Genomic DNA, 21,669 nt, shown 5'->3' on the forward strand with positions numbered 1-21,669 from the left:
CATCGCGTCTAGGAGGCGCGCGGTTCTCCGCCGCTCGCCGCATCGAGCACGTCGACGTCGGAGCGGTCGCCGAGCAGCTCCCAGCGCAGCAGCGAGACGGGCACGTTGCCGTTCTGCCAGAGGTAGTCGTGGAAGGCGCGCAGGTCGAAACTGCCTCCCCTCGCCACCATCGCATCCGCGAGCAGCCGCTGGATCTCGTGCTTGCCCACGTTGTACGACATGGCGAGCCCGGGCGTTGCAACGTACATCGCGGACTCCTCGGTGGCCGTGGCCGAATCCATCGGCACGCGCTTCACGAAGAACCGCACGGCGTCGGCGTGACTGAAGACCCCGGTGACGAGGTTGACGTCGACGATCACGCGCAGGGCGCGCAACCGCATGAAGTTGTGCACGATGCGTTGCGACGGCGGAGCCTCGGCGAACAGGCCGGCGCTGAGCAGAAGCTCCTCGTTGTAGTGTGCGAGCCCCTCATTGGGCACGGAGTCGTAGACGTGGCGGCGAATCGAACGCGGGTTTCCCCACGAGAGAGCCAGCTGTTGGGCGTGCGCTCCTTCGTGGATGATGCCGAGGCGCGGGTCACGGGCGTTCGCCGCATCGAAGTACGGCAGCTCGGATGCCGGATCGGGAATATACGAGGTAGCGGCTTCGAACCGGCGGTTCTCGTTGCCGAGGTCGTCGGTCACCCCGAACATCGCGAACGGCTCGAGGTAGGCGGGCGTGGGGGCGAACCGATAGTGCCGCAGGCTCGCCGGCTGGGTCAGCAGCCCCCGTGATTCGTAGAACTCGCGCACCTCGTTCTCGGCGGCGGCCTGCGCCTCGACCTCGGCGTCGACGGATGCCGCAAGCGGCTGATCGCGGGCCGTCACGAGGCTCGCGTGTGCGGCCGCTTCGGCGGCGACGGCCCGGCGGTAGTCCTGCTCCGCTGCGCGCACGAGGTCTTCGGGCTCCGCTGCCACCAGTGCCACGTGCCTCAGGTACCAGATGAAGGCGTCTCGTCCGATGTTGGCATCGGGGCCGAGTGCGGCGGCGTGCTCTTCGAGCCAGTCGCGCAAGCGGATCAGGGCGTCCCGGGCCGGCGGCAGGGCATCGCCCAGCGCCTGCGCCGTCGGGCCGTCGACGTGCTCCGACACAGCGGTGACGGATGCGGTGATCCGTTCGCCGATGCTCTCCATCTGGCCGACGGCCACGTGTGCGAGCGAGGCGATGCCGTGCCCGGCGAGGTTCGCGATGACCTCTTCGACGGCATCCGGCATGGCGCGCAGCACCGTAACGAGGTCGTGCTGGCGCTGCGCCCGGAACGGCGCCGGTTGCAGCAGCAGGTCGAACCACGGGCCGACGACCTGGCCGTAGAGGAATACGGCATCGCGCTGCCAGTTGCGCAGCACGTCGAGCTCCCAGTGCACTCGAGCGAGCGCGGACCCGAGCAGGCGGTGATCGACCTGCGTGGGAACGTCGGCGTCGGCAAGGTCGACGGTCGCCCAACGCTCGGCGAACTCCTGCCGCCGCGATCGGTGCTGCTCGATCGACTCCGGGTCGAATCGGGGCACCCATCCGGCCGGCCGGGCCAGCCTCGGGATGTCGTCGGACGTGTGGAACGCGGTCGCGGCCCGCCACTCCCAGAACTCGGTGCCGAGCCGGTTGAGGTCGGCCGATGCGCTCATTCCTGCAGGCTATAGCCCCCGCCCGACATCGTGGGCGCGGGTTCTACCGCACGAGCACGCGAGTCGCAATCCGATTGCAGCTACTCGGCCGACGGCGGACTCTGGCGATGGGCGGCATCCGCCGTTCACGCGACCTTGGAGGCAGCGATGTATTTTCACGTTCAGCGATGGATCAACGAGATCGCACAGGACGAGCCGGATCCCGGTGCAGCGAATGCGCTTCAGGAGGGCCTGGGCGGCCAGTTCGGTGAGATGCGCACCATGATGCAGTACCTGTTCCAGAGCATGAACTTCCGCGGAGCGGCGGCGAAGCCGTACCGCGACCTCATCCAGGGCATCGGAACAGAGGAGATCAGCCACGTCGAGCTGATCGGAACCACCATCTCCCGTTTGCTCGACGGCGCTCCCGGCTACAGCGGAAAGCCCACCGATCCGCTCGACAAGCCGGGCTCGGGCGGCGACATCCCGCTCAATGTCGCGCTGTCAGAGGGCAACATCCACCACTACCTCGTCGCCTCGCAGGGCGCCCTGCCGGTCGACGCGGCCGGCAACCCGTGGATGGGGACGTACGTGTACAACTCCGGCAACCTCGTGCTTGATCTCATCTACAACCTCATGCTCGAGTCCACCGGACGCCTGCAGAAGTGCCGCATCTACGAGATGACCTCGAACAAGACGGCTCGTTCCACCATCTCGTACCTCATCGTTCGCGACCAGGCCCACGAGAACGCCTACGCCAAGGCGCTCGAGACCTTGGGCGTGGACTGGGGCAAGCTGCTGCCGATTCCCAAGACGAACGCCGAGCGGTTCCCCGAGGTGAAGGAGTTGGTCGATCAGGGCCTGCAGTCCAAGCAGTACACGTTCGACCTCACGGGAGCATCCGAGGCCGGAAAGATCTTCCAAGGGCTCTCGCCGTCGAACGACGGGACCGAACTGATCTCGATGGAGCAGGCGCCGGCGGGGGTCAACTCCACCATCGCCCCCGAACGCTTCGAGGAGTTCGCGCCCGGCCTGGATCCCGAGCTGCTCGCGCTCATCCAGGCGACGGCCGAGATGGAGATGGCGGAGGTGGAGAACCTCTTCGGGCCGGTGCCGCCGACCTCCTGACACTGGGCTCCTTCGACGGGCTCGGGGATCCGGTCCGCTCCTCGAGTCCGTCGAAGGTTCATCGCGCCACGCGGGTGCACGGATGTACGGATGCACGCACGATGGCGACGCGGCAGTATGGGACGCATGAGTTCAGAGTCGAACCACGCGCAGCCCGCATCCGTCGACGACAACCGGGACGGGTACTTCTGGATCTGCGCGACCTGCGCCGTCGAGCACGCCAACCGCGACGACGTCTGCGCGATCTGCGACGATGAGCGGCAGTGGGTGCCCCGCGACGGACAGCACTGGACGACCCTCGGCGAGCTCGAGGCATCAGGGCGCGAGGTGCGCATCCGCGAGTTCGAGCCCGACCTCTTCGGCATCACGACCGACCCGGGAGTCGGCATCGGGCAAACGTGCAAGCTCGTGCGCACGGATGCCGGTGCCGTGCTGTGGGATCCGATCGGCTACCTCGACGATGACGCCGTCGCCCGCGTTCGGGCACTCGGCGAGGTGGTGGCGATCGCGGCGAGCCATCCGCACATGTATGGAGTGCAGGTGGAGTGGAGCCGCAGGCTCGCAGGCGTGCCCGTGTTCGTCGCCGAGGCGGATGCCGACTGGGTCGCGCGCCCGGATGCCGCCATCCGCACGTGGTCGGGCGAACAGGAGCTGCTGCCCGGCGTGAGGCTCGTGCAGACGGGCGGGCATTTCCCCGGCAGCAGCGTGCTGCACTGGGCACAGGGGGCATCGGGCCGGGGCGTGCTGCTCAGCAGCGACTCGCTGTTCGCGAATCCGGATCGCACGTCGGTGAGCTTCATGCGCAGCTTTCCGAACCACCTGCCGTTGTCGGGCGCCGTCGCCCAGCGCGTCGCCGATCGGGTGGCACCGCTCGAGTTCGACCGTCTCTATGGCAACTTCGACCTCGTCGTCGATGCGGACGCGCGCGACATCGTGCGCCGCTCGGCCGCGCGGCACGCCGCCTGGGCGCGGGGCGACTTCGACCACCTGACCTGACGCGACTCACGCCCGCACCGAAAAGCGAGGAGATCCCGAAAAGCGAGGCGATTCCGGGCGCCACGCGGTCGCCCCAGCCGCGAAACGCGGCGTGTCGGCGAAGATCGCCTCGCTTTTCGGAATCTCCTCGCTTTTCGGAATCGCCTCGCTTTTCGGAGAGGGGCACGCGGAATACGGTGGGAGGCATGGTGCGCTCGTACGTCGCCCTGCTGCGCGGCATCAACGTCGGCGGCAAGAACCTCATCAGCATGGCGGCCCTCGCCGACAGCTTCCGTGACGCCGGCTACGACGACGTGCGCACCTACATCCAGAGCGGCAACGTGCTATTCACCTCGAAGAAGACGAGCAGCCGCACGCTCGAAGACGCCCTCGAACGGATGCTGCGCGAGCGTTTCGAGATCCCGATCCTCGTCGTCGTGCGATCACGCGACGAACTCGCCGAGATCATCGACGCTGCCCCTCCGAACCACGGTTCCGACGACCTGCGCAGCGACGTCTACTTTCTGAAGCATCCGCTCACCGGCGCGCAGGCCCTCGCCGAGGTGCCGGAGCTGCGCGAGGGTGTCGACACCATTTCGGCCGGGCCCGGGGTGCTCTACTTCTCGCGCGTCGCGGCGAAAGCCACCACGACCCGCATCCAGCGGTTCTTCGCCAAGCCGGTGTTCCAGCAGATCACCGTGCGCAACTGGCGCACCACCACGCGGCTGCTCGAGCTGCTCGACGAGGCATCCGCCTGACCGGTGACATCGCCCGCCGGGCCCGGATGAAGCCCTGCGCACTCACTGACCCAACGCATCCGTTCGCGCATGAGGATTTCTCATAGAAACCTCACTGGAAACCTTGACCGCCCCTCGTTCGGGGGTCAAGGATGAGGGCATTCGGTTGAGCCAAGGGAGTCTCCCGTGTTCCGCAAACTCGCGATCGCCGCTGCCGCAGCACTCGTCCTCACCGCCGTCAGCGCCTCGCCCAGCATGGCGAGCGCCCCTCCTGATGACGAGGGCGGTGGCCTGCGGGTCTACACGGGAACCGTCGACGCCAGCGGGTTGGCCGCCATCGTCGACCTCGGCGTCGACCGGCAGGAGCTCGTCTCGAGTCCCGTCGCGGATGCTGCGGGGCAGTTCTCGGTGCAGGTCATCCTGAGCGGCGATCAGGCCGCCGCGCTCGCGAAGGAGGGCGCGCCGCTGCAGGCGCAGCCTCTCCCCGAAGAGAAGGCGCGAACCTTCCAGGCGACGACCGGCGTGTACCGGCCCTACAGCGGAGAGGGCGGATTGCAGCAGGAGCTGGCGTCGCAGGCAGCGGCGCATCCGAACATCGCCCAGCTGCGCACCATCGGGCACACCGTGCAGGGCCAGAACCTCGACGCCGTGCGCGTGACCCGCAACCCCGGCGGCATCACGGACGGCAAGCGTCCGACCACCGTGTTCATGGCGGCCCAGCACGCGCGCGAGTGGATCACGCCCGAGATGGTGCGCCGCCTGCTCGACGAGGTGCTCAGTTCCTACGGCACCGACCCACGCATCACAAAGCTCGTGAACACCACCGAGATGTGGTTCATCCCCGTCGCCAACCCGGATGGCTACGACTACACCTTCCAAGACGGCCAGCGGCTGTGGCGCAAGAACCTGCGCGACAACAACGAGAACGGCCAGGTCGACTCGGGCGACGGCGTGGACCTCAACCGCAACTACCCCACGCGATGGGGCTACGACAACGAGGGCTCATCACCCAACCCGGCGAGTGACACCTATCGCGGACCCGAGCCGGCATCCGAACCCGAGACGAAGGCGATCAACGACCTCTTCGCCAAGCTGACGCCGCAGTTCTTCATCAACTACCACTCGGCGGCCGAGCTGCTGCTGCACGGCATCGGCTGGCAGGTGGCCACGCCATCCCCTGACGACGTGATCTACGAGGCGATGGTGGGCGATGATGCCGACCCCGCCATTCCGGGTTATGACCCCGACATCTCGGCCGAGCTGTACACGACCAACGGCGACACCGATTCGCACATGGAGGAGGCGTACGGCACCCTCGGCTTCACGCCCGAGATGTCGACGTGCGAGACGGCGGCCGCACTCGATCCCAACGACGAGTGGGACGCCGACGAGGACTGCAACGCCCTCGGCTTCGACTTCCCCGACGACGAGACGCTGATCCAAGGCGAGTTCGAGAAGAACGTCCCGTTCGCCCTGGCGGTGGCGCAGTCTTCGCTCGACCCCGATGACCCCGTGTCGGTCGTCGACCGTCAGGCGGCCGACTTCCAGATCGACCCGTTCACGGTCTCGTACGGTTCACCCCAACCCGTCGCTGTCACGGCCAAGCGCGACCTGCTGCTCAAGGTGATGAACTACCGCATCAACGGAGGCGGCGTGCGCTATGCGCTCGTCAACGAGTGGAAGGGCGGCGAGCGCTACGGCGACGAGAACGACGTGTACTACGCGGAGTACCGCGGCACGGTGCGCGGCGCCAAACCGGGCGACCAGGTCGAGGTGTGGTTCTCTGCCTTCCCGAGCTTGAAAGACATGTTGCGCGAGCACAGCATCCGTCGGGTGCAGAGCGAGCACTTCACCTACACGCTCGCGCAGGACACCGGTCACAAGGTGCTCGTGATCGCGAACGAGGACTACACCGGCGTGAACCCGACCTACCCGGCCGGCACGGATGCGCCCAAGTACCTCGATGCGCACGTCGCCGCGCTCGAGGCCAACGGCGTCACGCCGGATGTCTGGGACGTGGATGCCCAGGGAGTTCCGCATGACCTCGGAGTGCTGAGCCACTACGACGCCGTGTTCTGGTACCTCGGCGACAACCGGCTGACGCAGGATCCGGAAGACGAGCTGACGCAGTACGGCAGTCAGGAACTGCCCGACCTGTCGGTGGCCGAACGCACCCAGTACCTCACCATGGCGGTGCGTGACTACCTGAACGAGGGCGGAAAGCTGGCCTACACCGGCGAGACCGCGGGGTACTACGGCCTGCTCGCCGGCACGGTCGGCGGCATCTACTACGGCCTCGACGGCGCTCCGGATCAGGAGTGCGCGGTGACGGTCGATCCGTTCTCGGACTGCCTCATCGTGGCCGACGACTTCACCCAGTACTACTTGGGCGCCTACAGCCGCACCTCGCTCGTCGCGAGCGGCGTGGTGGGCACCGCATCCGATGTGCAGGGCATGCAGGCGACGTTCGGCGGCCCCGCGACGCTCGACAACCCGATCGACGAGGTGGGCGCGTTCGTTCCGACGAGTTCGCGGTTGCCGGCGGATGAGTTCCCGCAGTTCACGAGCGGACCGGTCGCCGACTACGTCGACCCGTCCGGCCCGTTCATCGCGATCGAGGGCTCTTACGCCGCAGCCGCACCGCACATCGACGACGGCTACCAACGGCTCGTGCGCACGTACGACCTCAGTGATGTGACGGCTGCCGAGGCGCCCAGCTTCCAGGCCCAGTTCTCGTGGGACACCGAAGAGGGCTACGACCACGTGATCGTCGAAGCGCACACCGTTGGGCAGAACGACTGGACGACCCTCGTGGATGCCGACACCGGTGCAGAGGGCGACGTCGCGACGACGAGCGATGTGCCGACCGAGTGCGAGGCGGGCTTCCTGCTCGAGGAGCATCCGTGGCTCGAGCACTACCTGACCCCTGGCGACCCGTGCACCGCGACCGGCACGACCGGCGCGTGGAACTCGCTCACCGCATCCTCGGGCGGATGGGTGCCGGTCTCGTACGACCTCAGCGCCTTCGCGGGCCAGCAGGTCGAGCTCGCGGTCAGCTACGTGACCGACCCGGGTACGGGCGGCACAGGTCTCATCGTCGACGACACCGCGCTCGTGACGACGGCGGGCACGACGGATGCCGAGGGCTTCGAGAGCGGACTCGGCGCCTGGAGCATTCCCGGGGCGCCCGCGGGAAGCCCGGGCAACGCATCCGACTTCGAGCGCACGGTCGGCCTCGGCGGCATCACCGCCGGTGTCGCGACGCCCGACACACTGCTGCTGGGCTTCGGCCTCGAGCAGCTGTCGACGGATGCGGACCGCGACGACGCCGTCAGCCGGATGCTGGACTACCTCCTGGACTGAAAGAGGAAGGGCCGCCGGGTTCGCTGAGCCTGTCGAAGCGCGGGCACGTGCGAGTCGCGCGGCGCAGCAGATGTAACCACTTTGTGAAATGGTCGCGCAACCCCTTTCGGGGGGTAGGCGAGCAGTGCCAGCGTTGACGCACCGATCAACGGACTCCGTCCGCGCGACGGCCCTCAACGAGAGGTGAATTCCATGCGCATGAAGGACCTGTTCGTCACGCGGTCGGTGAACGACCTGATCGATGAGACCGAGAGCGGCGACGAGACACTCCGACGCAGTATCGGGCCGGTTGCGCTCACCGCGCTGGGCGTCGGCGCGATCATCGGCACGGGCATCTTCGTCGTCATCGGCGAAGGCGCCAAGCTCGCCGGGCCCAGCCTGTTCCTCGCCTTCATCCTCGCCGCACTGACGTGCGCGTTCTCCGCACTCTCGTACGCGGAACTCGCCTCGAGCGTGCCCGTCTCGGGCAGCGCGTACACCTTCTCGTACGCCACCCTCGGCGAGTTCGTCGCGTTCATCATCGGCTGGGACCTCATCCTGGAGTACGGCGTCTCGGTCGCGGCGGTCGCCGTCGGATGGGGCGGCAACGTGAACGAGTTCCTCAAAGCCGCATTCGACTACGAGCTGCCGAAGGCCATCTCGACCTCGCCCTCCGAGGGCGGTGTCGTCAACATTCCCGCCGTCGTGATCGTGCTGGCCATCAGCATCCTGCTCACCTTGGGCACCCGGGAGAGTGCGCGCGTCAACGCCGTGATGGTCGTGGTCAAGATCGCCATCCTCATCTTCTTCATCGTGGTCGCGTTCACCGCATTCAACTCCGGGCACTTCGATCCGTTCGCGCCGGAGGGCTTCGGAGGCATCGCCTCGGCCGCCGGCGTCATCTTCTTCGCCTACATCGGATTCGACGCGGTCACGACCGCGTCGGAGGAATCGAAGAACCCGGGGCGTGACCTGCCGATCGCCGTGATCGGATCGCTCGTCATCTCCACGATCCTGTACGTGCTCGTCGCGATCGCGGCAGTCGGCGTCGCGCCGGTCAAGACACTGACGGGCAGCGACGCGCCGCTCGCCGCGGCACTCAACGAGGGCGCCGGCATCCCGTGGGCGGGCGGGCTGCTGGCCGCCGGTGCGCTCATCGCCATCACGAGCGTGGTGCTCGTGATCATGTACGGGCAGACGCGCATCTTCTTCGCCATGTGCCGCGACGGGCTGCTCCCCCGCCGCCTGGCCAAGGTGCACCCCCGCTACGGAACGCCGGCGCGGCTCACCCTCGGTTTCGGCGTGCTCATCGCCATTCTGGCGGCGCTCGTGCCCCTCGACGAGATCGTCAAGCTCGTCAACATCGGTACGCTGTTCGCCTTCGTGCTCGTCAACCTCGGCGTCATCATCCTGCGTCGCACCCGTCCCGACATGAAGCGGCCGTTCCGGGTTCCGCTCTCGCCCGTGGTGCCGGCGATCGGCATCGTGCTGTGCGGCTACCTCATCATTCAGCTGCCCTGGGAGACCTGGGTGCGGTTCGTGGTCTGGCTCATCATCGGCCTGATCATCTACTTCAGCTACTCGATTCGCCATTCCCGCCTTCGCCGTGGCGAGAAGCCGAGCCTGCCGCCGGCCGAGAAGGTGTGAGTCGTGGCCGCCCCGCTGATCGCCGCTTACAAGGGCGCCGCCGGCGCCGATGTGCTGGCCCTCGCCGGGCCGTGGAGCCGGGCGAGCGGACGAACGCTCGTCGTGGTCACGGTGTACCCGGGGCATGCGCCGATCGGCATCGGCCGGGTCGACACCGAATGGGTCGCCTACAACCGCGAGGAAGCCGAATACCTCCTCGCCGAGGCCCGCACCGCGCTCGGCGACGGGGCCGAGAGCGCGCAGTTCCGCGCGGTGGCGGCTGATTCGGCCGCGCACGGCCTGCACAACGTGCTCGAGGCATCCGGGCCCGGTGCGATCACTCTCATCGGCTCGCGCAGCGCCCAGGGCACCCGTCGCACAGCGCCAGGCAGCACGGCTGAACGCCTGCTGCAGGGAGCTCCCGGCCCGGTCGTGCTCGTGCCGTGGGACTACGAGCAATTGGCGTCCTCGCCGCCCACGCGCATCGCCATCGCGTACATCGACACCCCCGATGGCGCCGCTGCTCTTGCCAGCGCCCGCGCCGTCGCCGGCGAGTTGGATGCCGCGCTCGAGCTGGTGAGCGTGCTGCCAGACACGCTGGTGCGCCCATCCCTCGGCGAGCAGGTCGGCTTCGCAGCGGCGCAGCGCGCCCAGTTCACCAGCGCGGTGACGTCGGCCGCGGCATCCGTCGGCGGCACCTCCCGGCTGCTCGAGGGCCCCGTCGTCGACGCCCTGTCAGACCTGCAGTCGAGCGACGTCGACCTGCTCGTCGTCGGATCGCGCGGCTACGGCCCCGCCCGCCGCGTGCTGCTCGGCGGCGTCTCATCGAAGGTACTGAATCACGCGCGAGTGCCGGTCATGGTGGTGCCGCGCGGGTAGCGCGCCGCCCGCCCCGCCCTCTCGATCGCCGGAGTTCGTCAGAGCCCGGTGAGGCGGTGCTCCCAGCCGTCGACCGCGAGAGGAACGAATCGGGCGGTGATACCGGACTCGACCTCGCGCGCTCCGGAGATCGACAGTGTGGTGTCTGCTCCGGCGGCGAGATGAACCCTGATCGTCGCCGTTCGGTTCGGTCCGACGGCGCAGGCGACCGGGTCGCCTCCCGCCTGCGAGAGCGTCGCGACGGTCGCGCGTGCGGCCAGGTTGTGCAGCTCGAGCACGACCGTCGCGGCGACGGATGCCTGAATGGTCGCCGCGGAACCGGCGGGCGCGGCCGGGGCTCGCGACACGGTCGTGCGGGGCATCGGCGGCGCAGCCTCGCCCGGCGCTCGCATCCGAAAGACGGGCAGGTGAGGATTGAGGTCGAAGTCGGCCCGCATGGTGATGGCGTTGAGGTCGGCCAATGCTGCGGCGTTCGCGTCGGACAGCGACATGCCGGACGCTTCATACGCTGCCTGTGCAGCGACTAACCAGGCAAGGCCTTCTGCGGAGCGACGAGATCCCTCGGACCGTTCCGCGTCAGTCAACGTGCGGTAGTCGGGCACGGAGAACACGGGAGCGGCGACAGGCGCCGACGTGAGCCACGGGGCACTGTCGGTGGGCGGGTCGGAGAAGTCGCCGTAGACGGGCGGGTCGAGCGGGGTGTACACCGGCTCCGCGCTCGTGTCGGGAAGCAGGGGCTCGAGCACGGGAGGCGGCGACGACTCAGCGGGCTGCTGCGTCGGGTCCGCCGGAGGAGGCGTCGTGTCGTCTGCGAGAGCGGGGCTGGCGAGTCCGGTCGTGAGCACGATAGCCGCGAGTGCGGCAAGCGCGGTACCCACGCTGCGCTGCAAGTCGTCCCCCTCGGTCAAGGCAGGTTATCCACCGCCGCCATGACCCGAGTAGCCCCTATGCACGGGGGTGCGCAGCCGCCGCGCACCCTCGCCCGGTGCGAATGAGCGGATGCGCGGGCTGACTCGCCGTGCGCGCGAACCGAGCGGGAGGCGTGTCGGCTCGAAAGTCCGCGGACTCGCGCGCGATAGCGATGGCAATGGCAATCGCCGGAGGTCGGGATGACTGTCCCCCCGAAAACGGACTGCCTCAACTCCGCCGCATGAGCGAATATGGAGGCGAGGAGCTTTCGGGGGTAGGCGATGCCAGCAGGCGGATCGGCGTGGGCGGAAGCTCAGCGGCAGAACGCTCTCGCCGAGGCACATCGCCAGGCCGCCGAGGAAGCGGCGCGCAAGGCGATCAACTATCGCGCGGCCGCCGACAGCGAGAAGCGCATCGCTCGGGTGCTCGCGCCGCTCGCGGCATCCGGCTACCACTTTCTTCCCGACCGGCAGTGGCCGGGTAGTCGTCGGGCGCAGGTCGACATGGTGCTCGTCGGCCCCGGCGGCCTCTTCATCGTCGACACCAAAGCCTGGCGTGATCCTCTCATCGCCGCCGGCCGTGTCTTTCGCGACCAAGAGGATGTGACCGACGAGTTCAACGGCCTGGCCGACCTCGCCTGGAAGACGGAGGCGGCGCTCGCCGACGTCGGTCTGGCACCCGGCGAAGTGCACGCCGTTGTCGTCTTCGCGGGAATGAAGGGACTCAAGGCGTCCGTCGGCACCGTCGAGGTGGTCGGCGAGGGCGACATCGTTTCCGTGATCGCCCGCCGCGGGCAACGGATGAGCGCCGCCAACGTCGAGCGGGTTCTCCATGCTGCGCTCGACTACTTTCCGATGGTCGGCGCTGCCGCCCCCGTCGACATCTCCCTTCCCGAGCCCGTCGTCGAACTCGAACCCGCTCCCTCGCTGGAGCACCTTCGCACCCCCGAGGAAGTCGAAGCCGCCTTTCTCGAGGGCCTCATGGCTCCCCCGATCGAGGAATGGATGGCGTTCCTCGCGCCCGATCAGGCCAAGCTCGTGCGACGCACGTTCAACGGCCCCAGCCGCATCCGGGGTGCAGCCGGCACCGGCAAGACCGTCGTGGGGTTGCACCGTGCGGCGTACATCGCCCGCGCTCAGCCGGAGGGCCGCGTGCTCGTCACCACATACGTCCGTACGCTCCCGACGGTGCTGAGTAACCTGCTCGCCCGGATGGCGCCCGAGGTCAGTGATCGTGTGGACTTCAGCGGCGTTCACCAGTTCGCGCGTCGAGTGTTGGATGAGCGCGGAATCGACGTGCGCGTGAGCCCCCGAGGCGCCTATCAGTGCTTCGCGCACGCCTGGCGACAGACGTCGACGCCCCTCGCCAAGATCGACCCCTCGCCGGAGTACTGGCGCGAAGAGATCGACTATGTCATCAAGGGCCGCGGACTCACCTCGTTCGAGCAGTATGCGGAGTGCGCGCGTATCGGCCGGCGGCGCGGCCTGACCTACGAGCAGCGCCAGGCGGCCTGGGCGCTCTACCGGTCGTACGAGGCGGAGTTGCGTCGTCGGAAGGTGAACGACTTCGCCGATCTCATCCTGCTCGCCGAGGTGACCCTGCGCGAACGGCCGCTCGGCCGGTACAGCGCCGTCATCGTCGATGAGGCACAGGATCTCTCCTGCGCCATGATCCGGATGCTCGCCGCCGCGGTCGATGAGGGGCCCGATGCGTTCACCCTCATCGGCGATGGCCAGCAGACGATCTACCCCGGCGGGTACACGCTGGCTGAAGCCGGCCTCTCCGTCACGGGACGAGGCGTCGTGATGGATGTCAATTACCGCAACACCGCGGAGATCCTCGCGATGGCGGCGCGCATCGTCGACGGGTCGACCTATGTCGACATCGAAGGCGCCACCGCGTCCGCCGCGGCGATCGCATCCGCTCGGCACGGCGACCGCCCGATCTTCGCCCGCTTCTCATCGCGGGCGGGGCACGACGGCGCCCTCGTGAATCGCATCCGCCTGGTGACGTCGTCGATCGCGACCGGTCTGGGCGACGTCGGGGTGCTGTGCGCCACTCGCCGCGACGCCACGGAAGCAGCCCGCCTTCTGCGCTCAGCGGGACTGCCGGTGATCGATTTGACCGACTACGACGGCATCGCCGGCGATTCGGTGAAGGTCGGCACGATCAAGCGCGCCAAGGGCCTCGAGTTCAAGCACGTGCTTCTGCCGTGGGTGGCGGAGGCGCTGCTCAAACCCGAGGTCGCTGATCCCGACCGCAACGACTCCCAGCTAGAACGCGAGGAGCGCGATCGGCGGGAACTCTTCGTCGGTATCACCCGCGCGCGCGACGGCGTCTGGGTCGGCAGCGTCGTCGGGTGAGTCGCCTGCGCACCTCGCGCGGGCGCACCTCGCGCCGGTCCAGCCCCGCCGCTCACCTCACCCGTACAGGCGCACGTCGGCGATGCTCCACCAGTTGCCGGCACTGCCCGTCGACGAGATGCGCAGGTAGCGCGCCGTCGTGGCGGGCAGGTCGACGTTCGTGAGCTGGCCCGAGCCGGCTCCGGATGCGGCGACCGTCCAGGTGACGCCGTCGGTCGACGTCGCCAGTTCCCACGACCGGGCGTAGTCGCCGAGGTTGCCGCCGGCGTCGATCGCCACCCTCCGGAACGTCTTCGGCGCGCCGAGATCGACCGTGAGGTTCTGGCCCGCCGTCTGCGCCTGGCCGCTCGACCAGCGGGTCGAGGCGTCGGCGTCGATGGCGAGGCCCGCATCCGTCGTCGCGCTCGTAGCCGTGGCGGTCGCGCCCAGGAGTGAGATCGGGGCGAGGTCGTCGACCAGGGCGGCGGATGCCGGCCAGGTGAAGGTGGCGAGCGACCCGCCGGGCAGCGTGTAGGCGAACGACTTGGTGCCCACCGAGACGTTGAACGAGCGCGGGTCGTCGTTCTCGTTGTGCACGACGAGGGCGGTCGATCCGTCGGGGTTGCGGAAGGCGGCATCCATGACCTGGCCGTTCCAGCCCGTGGTTCCGAACGATGTCGACGCGACGCGCACGGCGCCGGGCTTCACGAACTTCGAGAGGTGCCCGATCGTGTAGTACTCCGCATTGGTCGTGACGGAGCCATCCGGATGCGTCGTGACGAGTCCCGTGCAGGTGTCGCAGCCGCCCAGGTGCGGGCCGCTGTTCTCATCGAGCGCGATGTTCCAGTTGACGGTGCTCTTCGCCCAGTTGCGCGTGACGCCGAGCGTGATCGTGCGGGCGTGCCACTTGAGCGTGTCGGTGAAGAACTGGGCCGGCGTGTCGGTGGCGCCGTGCGATCCGGAGCACTCGGTGAACCAGATGCCCTTGTCGGGGAACTCGTCGTGCAGCGCCGTCTGCGCGCTCGGGTCGCCGTAGTAGCAGTGGAAGGCGGTTCCGGCGATCCACTTCGCCGCGCTGGTCTGCAGCAGCTTCGACGGGTAGTCGGTCTCGGGGTCTTGCCCGGGAGGGGTGTTGGCGATGTCGTCCGGATGCGTGGCCCAGTTGTGGTCGTAGCCCAAGATCTTCGTCTTCGGGCTCGCGAGCTTGAGCAGCGGCCCGAGAATCGAGATGACCCGCGCCTCGTCGGCGACCGTCATGTCGGTGCCCGGATACCCCTTCGGCGTGCGGTTCTGCGGCTCGTTCTGCACGGTGAGGTAGTCGATCGGAACACCCGCGGCCTTGTAGGCGAGCACGAAACGGGTGAGGTAGGCGGCGTACGCCGTGGCGTAGAGGAAGCCCGGCTTGAGCTTGCCCCCTACGAGCGAGTCGCCCGTCTTCATCCATGCGGGCGGGCTCCACGGGGTCGCGACGATGCTCAACTGCGGGTTCAGCTTCTTCGCCTGGCGCAGCAGCGGAAGAACCTGAGCCTCGTCGTGAGCGATGCTGAAGTGACGCTGCAGCCAGTCGCTCTTGCCCGGCGCAACATCGTCGTAGGTGTAGTGAGCGGATGCCGCGGTGAAGTCGCTCGACCCGATCGGCTGCCGCAGAAAGCTCACCCCTATGCCGGCGACGGGGTCGAACAGCTTGCGCATGGTGGTATCGCGCTGGGCGGGTGTCAGTTTGTACAGCACGGATGCACTCGAGTCGGTGATCGAGGCGCCGAAGCCGTCCATGGTCTGGTACGTCGTCTCCGGATCGATCACGATGGTCGGATCGGCGGATGCGGCGCCTCCCGCCGTCGCGTCGCCGAAAGCGACCGGCGCCTGCTCGGAGAGCAGCTGGGATTGGTCGATGGTCGTGAGCCAGACGCGCGCTTGGGGCGCGGCATCCGCTGCGACCGCCGGACTCACCGACCCCACGACACCCAGGGCGAGTGCGGCCGTCGCGGCGACCGCCGCGAGTGAACGGGTGCGGACTGTCATGACGGCCTCCACGGTGAGAGCTCGATGGTGTCGCAGGTTGCGGCGAATGCGTCGTTCTCGCGTGTTCCTGGTTCTTGTCGTGTGTAACATATGAAACAGTTGTGTAACGCCGCGTCAGCCATCATCCCCGTTCGGGGGCGGCGCCGTCAAGAGCCGTGCTGGCAGCTTCGGGCGAAGAGGGGAGAACCGTGTCCACGCTTCCGCCCCGGGCCCGCACCTCCGTTCGCGCGGTCGCCGCCGAGACGGGACTGTCGATCGCGACCGTCTCGCGCGTTCTCAACGGCAATGACCGCGTCGCACCCTCAACGCGCACGCTCGTGCTCGAGGCCCTCGACCGACTCGGTACCGCCGCCCCGATCGCACGCGGGCACGGCCGCCAGACGGGCGGGCCGATCTTCGTGCGCTGCCCGTACGTGCTGAGCGACTACTTCGGGCTCATCGTGTCGGCGATCGCCGAGGAGCTGGCGGCCGCCGGCCGCCCCATGCTGCTGGATGCCGGCGAGAGCTCGCAGCAGCGGCATCCGCTCGGGCAGCTGCAGACGCGCGCCGAGACGGCCGGCGCCATCCTCATCCTCCCGCCGGAGGAAACCGCGGAACTCACGGCGCTGCGCCGCCATGGGTTTCCGTTCGTCATCGTCGACCCGCGCACCCCCGCACCCGACGGCACGGTGGTGGTCTCGGCGGCACACCACCAGGGCGCACGGATGCTGACCCACCACCTCGTCGACCTCGGCCACCGGCGCATCGGCGTACTCGCCGGCCCCGACGAATGGGTCGCGAGCCGAGAGCGCATGGCCGGGCACATCGCCGCTCTCGCATCCGTCGGCGTACTGCAAGACCCGGCCCTCGTGCTCGCCGAACCCGCGACGAGAGAGGCCGGCGCGGCGGGCGCTCAGTCGCTGCTCGCGCTGCCGAACCCTCCGACCGCTCTCGTCTGCTTCAACGACAAGGTCGCGATCGGCGCGATGCGCGCCGCCCGTGACCTCGGCCTCCGCGTACCGGAGGACGTCTCCATCGTCGGCTTCGACGACAGCGACTTGGCCCGCGCCGCCACCCCCGAGCTCACGACGGTCGCCCAGCCCCTCGCCGAGCTGGGACGCCTCGCGGTCGCCCAACTCCTGCGCCTGATCAACCATGAGCCCATCGACGCCCTGCAGGTCGAGCTCGGTACGCGGCTCGTCGTGCGGGGGTCGAGCGGGGTCGCTGCGCGATAGCGGCCGCGAACCCAGCAGACCGTGCAGCCGCTCGGGCGACCCTCAGGCCGCGAGCCGCCCGGACTCGCCCACCGGGGCCGCTCGCCTCATGAGGGCCAGCGCTCGAGCCGTGCTATTGCCTGCGCGCGGTCGACGCGCCGGGTCGATGTGGGCCGGTGGAATGAACCAGACCCGACCATCCGTCACCCGGATGCGCCACTCGTCGCGATGCACGACGTGGTGATGGAAGGAGCACAGCAGCACTCCGTTCGAGATATCGGTGGCTCCGCAGTGCCTCTCCCACCAGTCGATGTGGTGGGCTTCGCAGAAGCTCGGCGGCCTCGTGCACCCGGGAAAGGCGCAGCCCCCGTCGCGGTCGGCGAGCGCGAGGCGTTGCGCCGGACTGAAGAGGCGAGCCGTGCGGCCGAGGTCGAGCGGCACGGATGTCGCCGAGAAGATGAGCGGAACAAGCCCTGCGGACGCCATGAGCTGGCGTGCCGTCTGGATGCAGATGGGCTGGTCGATTCCGTCGATGGAGGCCGAGCCCGTGCCGTTCATCACGTCTTCAGCAGAAGCGCGCACGACGACGGTCGTGGATTCGGCGACGGCTGACCCCTCGCAGCCGATGGCGTGTCGCGCCAGGTCGGAGAGCGCGTCGGCCCGCATCTGCGCGCCCGTGCGCTTCTCGGCGAACGCCGGGTCGGTGCACGAGCACGGTTGCCCGTCGGCGAGGGCCGCGGCTCCGAAATCGCCCTCGAGCGGCACACCCTCGAAAGCGGCCGAAGAGGGATCGCCGACGACACCACCGCACGTGCAGGTCTTTCGCGCCTCGGACGACCCGAACGCGTCGCGAGCCTTTCGGAGCTCGGCGGCCACGAGCGCCTCGACGGCTGCCTTGATGGGAGCGCCGGTCGCCGGATCGAACCGGCCCTTGAGCGAGATGGCGCCCGAACGCTCCTCACGGATGATGAGCGACCGTTCCGCACGCAACTGCTCTTCGCGGGGTTCGACGCCGTCGGGGTCGAGCAGAGCCTCCGTCTGCTTGATCAGCCGGGCAAGGAGATCGAGGGTGAGGGTCGCCGCCTGATCGACGAGCACGGCCTCCGCCTCGTCGGCCCGCTCGACGCCGCAACGGCCGACCACTCGGTCGAGCATCTCGGTGATGAGCGCGGACGCGTTCACCCCGAGCCGACCGGAGCGCAGCGCTTCGGCGACGTGAGGGTGACGCGCCGGCATCCGTTCGCCCGAGAAGCTCGCTCGAGACGCGGTCGCCTCGCCGACGGCGACGAGCTTGGCCGCCTCACCGGGGGTCGCCCCGGTCATGGACGAGAGCAAGGCCACCGGAGTGGAGAAGCCCTGCTGGGCCGCGAGGCCGTCTTTACCGCGCTCGCGCGCCGATCGCGCTGCGAGCTCGGCGGCGCAGATCGCCTCGAAGAACGCCTCGGCCTTGCGCACGGCGGCCCCGCCGTTGATGACTCGCAGCAGGCCCGCATCCGTAATCATGCCGACCACGGCCGCTGGATCGCTTCCCGTGTCGGCGAGCCCGCCGGCCTCATCTGCCCAGGCCTCGGCCAACGCGGTCGTCGCGTTGAGGAGGGTGTCGAGGGGGTTGGCCATACCTCAAGTGTGGCACTGCCCACCGACGCCATGTCGATCAAAGTAGCGATTGTGGATAACTTCCGCGACGCCCAGATTCGGATACATCTCTGACGACGGAACGGCCGATGGAGACCCACCGTCAGACGCGTCGGCGGCGCCCCAGGGTGAGGAAAACCCCGACCCCGAGGAACAGCAGCGCCAGCACGCCGAACCCTGCGGCGTCGACACCCGTGCTCGGCAGGCGCACACCAGGCCCTACCGTCGCGCCACCGTTCGGGGCGGGAGCCGGCGGCGCGAACAGCACCGTCACAGTCACGAGCGCTTCGGCCGGTCGGCCGAGCGCATCCGCCACCGTATAGGGAAACGAGACGATGCCGATGAAACCGCTCACCGGAATGAAGGTGAACGAGAAGTCGGGATTGACGACGACGGTTCCGTACGGTGTGCTGCCGACGTTCGTCGGCGCAAGGCCTACCCCGACGTCGTTGGCCAACTCGGGAATCACCACCGGCGTGCCCACCGGCGTCGTGGCGAGGTCGTCGCGGGCCAGCGGGGGGTCGATCGCTATCGGAATCGAGATGTTCACGGGCACCGTCGCGGCGGGGCCGAGCACATCGATCGTCGCGGGTGACACCACGGCGTCACCGGTGTAGCGAAAGCCCGGCGGCAGTTCAGGCAGGTCATCGATCGCCACCGTGCAGGCCGCCCCGTCGAAGAAGGTGAGCGGTTCAGCGGATGCCGTCAGCCCGGTAGCCGTGGTCGTGGCCTCCCACGACTGCGAGGGTTGAGAGGCGCACTCGACCGTTCCAGTGAAGGAGACGTTCACCGGCAGCCCGGCGGGCACTCCGGTGATCGCCGTGGACACCACGACATCGGAGGCCGTGTTGAACACTTGCACGTTGACCTGGCTGGCATTGTTGGCGAGGTTCGGGTCGTAGTACGCCGTGCCGACAGGAGGGCTGACCGTCACGGTGTTCGCGTAGGTCGCCGGCACGACGCCCGCTGGTCCGAAGATGGTGCACGTCACCGACTGGTTGTTCCCCAGCTGAGGCACGGCAAGCGACAGGGTGTTCGTCTCGTCATCGACGTCGAGATCGAAATCCGCGTTGTCGCTGCTTGTGCACCCGGCCGAGAATTCGGTGAAGCTCGCCGGTAACGGATCGGTGACCCGCACATCCGTCGCCGTTCCCGGCCCGCCGTTGGTGATCGTGAACGCGTAGGTGATTCTGTCGCCGAAGCGCACGCTCGCAGGGCTGACCGTATTGTTCGCGACGACGTCTGCGCAGGGAGTCGTCGGCAGCCGCAACAGTACGTCGTTGTTCGACGGGTTCGCATCGCTCACCTGGGTGGGAACGGTGATGCTGGCGATGTTGAGCACGATCCCACCGGTGCAGAAGGTCGGCGTCAGCGCCCCCCACTCGAGCCGGTACGTCACGGTGATGGACGAACCCGACGGAAGTGAGGGGATCGTGGTGTCGAACAGCACGATCGAGGTCGAGTCGGTGAACGTCGGGCAGGCAGCGCCGCCGGTCGGAGCACACCCGACGAACGTGGCCGTGAATCCCGTGAACGGCTCGGCACCGAACCCGTTGTTGTTGAGGCTCAGGACATCCACGATTGCCGCCCCACTGGCATCCGCTGGGCCACTGTTGGCGAAGGTGATCGAGTAGGTGGTCGGTACGCCGGGCGTGACGGTGGGCGTGTCTGCCGTCTTCGTCACCGAGAGGTCGGCCGCGCCGCAGATGGACGTGTCGACCGGAGTAAGCAGACGGGCGAAGTTGTCGCCGGGGGTGCTGTCGAGTGCTCCGGCCGGCGGGTCGATGCCCGCCGTGTTCGCGACGCTGCCGCCCCGGCAGTACTCGGCTGTCGGGCTGCCGAAGGTGACGTCGTAGACGATGACGACGGTGGATGCGGCCGGCAGCGCTGGGATGGTCGTCTGGAAGAGCAACTCGCCGGCGGCATCCGTCAGCGTGGGGCAGATCGCCCCGGCTGTCGGCGTGCAGCTGACGAACCTCGCGGTGAAACCGGTGAACGGCGGCGGGTTGAACCCGCTGTTGCCGAGGTCGAGTCGGTCGCTGATGGGCGCACCCGTGGCGGCGGCGGGCCCTGCATTCGCGTAGGTGACCGTGTACCGCACCGTTGCGCCCGGCGTGAGCGACGACGCCGATGCGGTCTTGGTGGCGGAGACGTTCACGACCGGGCAGGCGCTCGTATCGACGGGGAGCGCGAGCCTCGATGCGTCGTTCCCTGCATTCGAGTCGGCGGTGCCGGTGGGAGCAGCGAGGTACGCCAGATTGCTCACGCTGGCACCCGCGCAGTAGGTGTCTGTCGCTGCGCCGAACGTGACCTGGTAGGTGATCACAAGTGAGCCGCCCGCGGGAAAGGTCGCAACGGAGGTATCGAAGAGATCGGATGCCGTGGTGCTGCCGAACGCCGGGCACACGGCACCTCCCCCCGGCGTGCACCCGGCGAAGGCCGCGCTGAAGCCGGTGAAGGGCGGAGGGTTGAACCCGTTGTTACTCAGGTCGAGCCGATCGACGATGCGGGTGCCGTCGGCGGGGCTCGGGCCGGTGTTGGAGTAGGTGATCGTGTAGGTCACGGAGGCGTTCGGTGTGAGCGTCGGAGCGCTGCTCGTCTTCACGACCGCGACGTCGAGGTCGGTCGCGAGGGCAGTGCTCACGAAGCTCGTGTTGCTGCTCGGCTCAGGATCCGTCACGCCAGCGGGTGGCTCGACCGTGGCCGTGTTCGTGAGAGAACCGGCCCCGATGGGGAACCGGCCGGTGACCGTGACGGTGAGGATGCCGAGGTGCGGGAGGAGGCCGGCCGCGCCCGTGACGCCGTCGTTCGAGACAGCCAGGGCCGCCGGGCAGGTCGCCCCGTTCGAGCCGACGCATGCGGCAGCAACCTCGGTCGCCGCCGGACTCAGCACGTCGGCGAACGTGGCGCCGTCGGCATCCGGTGTTCCGTTGTTCTGGATGGTGACGGTATAGCTGAACGCGTCGCCGCCGACGGCGGATACCGGTCCGGCCACCGTGACCACCAGGTCTGCCTCGGTTCCGGGGATGACGTCGGCCTGTGCTGAGCCCGCGTCGACCACCGAACCCAGCACCATTGCGACAGCGGCGAGCGCTGCCGTCGCACCAAGCTTCCCCCTGCTCACGAGCGAACCGAGCATGCTTCACTTTATTCACTCTGGCTCGCAGTGGGCAAGGATGCCCGGGGTTGGGATGCGGGGCCGGCGTCGTCCTGCTCCTTCTGCTGCGAGTCGGCGGACGCC

At 68.6% G+C, this 21,669-nt stretch carries 13 protein-coding genes; 8 read left to right on the forward strand and 5 right to left on the reverse strand.

Going from position 1 to position 21,669, the window contains the following annotated elements; genetic code table 11:
* Positions 1 to 8: 8 nt before the first annotated feature.
* A complete protein-coding gene (locus tag WDJ51_RS08450) occupies positions 9 to 1,661 on the reverse strand; it encodes a DUF885 family protein (RefSeq protein WP_337852006.1) in 1,653 nt (550 codons plus the stop codon).
* 147 nt (positions 1,662 to 1,808) lie between these two features.
* On the opposite strand from WDJ51_RS08450, the gene WDJ51_RS08455 reads away from it, so the two are divergent.
* The 6 genes from WDJ51_RS08455 to WDJ51_RS08480 all read left to right on the forward strand — a co-directional run bounded on the left by WDJ51_RS08455 (position 1,809) and on the right by WDJ51_RS08480 (position 10,327).
* On the forward strand, positions 1,809 to 2,768 hold the full coding sequence (locus WDJ51_RS08455) for a manganese catalase family protein (protein WP_337852007.1): 960 nt from the start codon (positions 1,809 to 1,811) through the stop codon (positions 2,766 to 2,768).
* Positions 2,769 to 2,894: 126 nt separating this feature from the next.
* Positions 2,895 to 3,764: a hydrolase gene (locus WDJ51_RS08460; protein WP_337852008.1), complete on the forward strand. Its 870-nt coding sequence runs from the start codon at positions 2,895 to 2,897 to the stop codon at positions 3,762 to 3,764.
* Between the two features lie 185 nt (positions 3,765 to 3,949).
* Positions 3,950 to 4,501 (forward strand): DUF1697 domain-containing protein, encoded by a 552-nt coding sequence (locus tag WDJ51_RS08465; RefSeq protein WP_337852009.1) that lies wholly within the window; start codon positions 3,950 to 3,952, stop codon positions 4,499 to 4,501.
* 165 nt (positions 4,502 to 4,666) lie between these two features.
* The gene (locus WDJ51_RS08470; RefSeq protein WP_337852010.1) at positions 4,667 to 7,843 is read left to right on the forward strand and encodes a M14 family metallopeptidase; all 3,177 of its coding nucleotides are present in this window, start codon (positions 4,667 to 4,669) and stop codon (positions 7,841 to 7,843) included.
* Between the two features lie 192 nt (positions 7,844 to 8,035).
* Positions 8,036 to 9,469, forward strand: coding sequence for an amino acid permease (locus tag WDJ51_RS08475; RefSeq protein WP_337852011.1), 1,434 nt, complete (start codon positions 8,036 to 8,038; stop codon positions 9,467 to 9,469).
* A gap of 3 nt (positions 9,470 to 9,472) precedes the next feature.
* Positions 9,473 to 10,327, forward strand: coding sequence for a universal stress protein (locus tag WDJ51_RS08480; RefSeq protein WP_337852012.1), 855 nt, complete (start codon positions 9,473 to 9,475; stop codon positions 10,325 to 10,327).
* 38 nt (positions 10,328 to 10,365) lie between these two features.
* Here WDJ51_RS08480 and WDJ51_RS08485 read toward each other — a convergent pair whose 3' ends face one another.
* A complete protein-coding gene (locus tag WDJ51_RS08485; RefSeq protein ID WP_337852013.1) occupies positions 10,366 to 11,205 on the reverse strand; it encodes a hypothetical protein in 840 nt (279 codons plus the stop codon).
* Between the two features lie 312 nt (positions 11,206 to 11,517).
* Here WDJ51_RS08485 and WDJ51_RS08490 point away from each other — a divergent pair, with 312 nt between their 5' ends.
* Entirely contained in the window at positions 11,518 to 13,599 is a 2,082-nt protein-coding gene (locus WDJ51_RS08490) for a nuclease-related domain-containing DEAD/DEAH box helicase (protein WP_337852014.1), read from the forward strand.
* Positions 13,600 to 13,656: 57 nt separating this feature from the next.
* On the opposite strand, the gene WDJ51_RS08495 is transcribed toward WDJ51_RS08490, so the two are convergent.
* A complete protein-coding gene (locus tag WDJ51_RS08495) occupies positions 13,657 to 15,600 on the reverse strand; it encodes a discoidin domain-containing protein (protein WP_337852015.1) in 1,944 nt (647 codons plus the stop codon).
* A 188-nt stretch (positions 15,601 to 15,788) separates the two neighbouring features.
* On the opposite strand from WDJ51_RS08495, the gene WDJ51_RS08500 reads away from it, so the two are divergent.
* On the forward strand, positions 15,789 to 16,814 hold the full coding sequence (locus tag WDJ51_RS08500) for a LacI family DNA-binding transcriptional regulator (RefSeq protein WP_337852016.1): 1,026 nt from the start codon (positions 15,789 to 15,791) through the stop codon (positions 16,812 to 16,814).
* A gap of 42 nt (positions 16,815 to 16,856) precedes the next feature.
* Here WDJ51_RS08500 and WDJ51_RS08505 read toward each other — a convergent pair whose 3' ends face one another.
* Both WDJ51_RS08505 and WDJ51_RS08510 read right to left on the reverse strand, forming a co-directional pair.
* Positions 16,857 to 18,410: an HNH endonuclease signature motif containing protein gene (locus WDJ51_RS08505; protein WP_337852017.1), complete on the reverse strand. Its 1,554-nt coding sequence runs from the start codon at positions 18,408 to 18,410 to the stop codon at positions 16,857 to 16,859.
* Positions 18,411 to 18,531: 121 nt separating this feature from the next.
* A complete protein-coding gene (locus WDJ51_RS08510; protein ID WP_337852018.1) occupies positions 18,532 to 21,567 on the reverse strand; it encodes an Ig-like domain-containing protein in 3,036 nt (1,011 codons plus the stop codon).
* Positions 21,568 to 21,669 lie beyond the last annotated feature (102 nt).

The sequence above is a fragment of the Rathayibacter sp. YIM 133350 genome (assembly GCF_037404875.1).
Lineage (GTDB): Bacteria > Actinomycetota > Actinomycetes > Actinomycetales > Microbacteriaceae > Orlajensenia.

Bases quoted from the DNA above. Each gene is read 5' to 3' on its own strand.
- WDJ51_RS08510 (WP_337852018.1), bottom strand. From the start codon at position 21,567: ATGCTCGGTTCGCTCGTGAGCAGGGGGAAGCTTGGTGCGACGGCAGCG.
- WDJ51_RS08490 (WP_337852014.1), top strand. From the start codon at position 11,518: ATGCCAGCAGGCGGATCGGCGTGGGCGGAAGCTCAGCGGCAGAACGCT.
- WDJ51_RS08460 (WP_337852008.1), top strand. From the start codon at position 2,895: ATGAGTTCAGAGTCGAACCACGCGCAGCCCGCATCCGTCGACGACAAC.
- WDJ51_RS08450 (WP_337852006.1), bottom strand. From the start codon at position 1,661: ATGAGCGCATCGGCCGACCTCAACCGGCTCGGCACCGAGTTCTGGGAG.
- WDJ51_RS08455 (WP_337852007.1), top strand. From the start codon at position 1,809: ATGTATTTTCACGTTCAGCGATGGATCAACGAGATCGCACAGGACGAG.
- WDJ51_RS08505 (WP_337852017.1), bottom strand. From the start codon at position 18,410: ATGGCCAACCCCCTCGACACCCTCCTCAACGCGACGACCGCGTTGGCC.
- WDJ51_RS08495 (WP_337852015.1), bottom strand. From the start codon at position 15,600: ATGACAGTCCGCACCCGTTCACTCGCGGCGGTCGCCGCGACGGCCGCA.
- WDJ51_RS08475 (WP_337852011.1), top strand. From the start codon at position 8,036: ATGCGCATGAAGGACCTGTTCGTCACGCGGTCGGTGAACGACCTGATC.
- WDJ51_RS08465 (WP_337852009.1), top strand. From the start codon at position 3,950: ATGGTGCGCTCGTACGTCGCCCTGCTGCGCGGCATCAACGTCGGCGGC.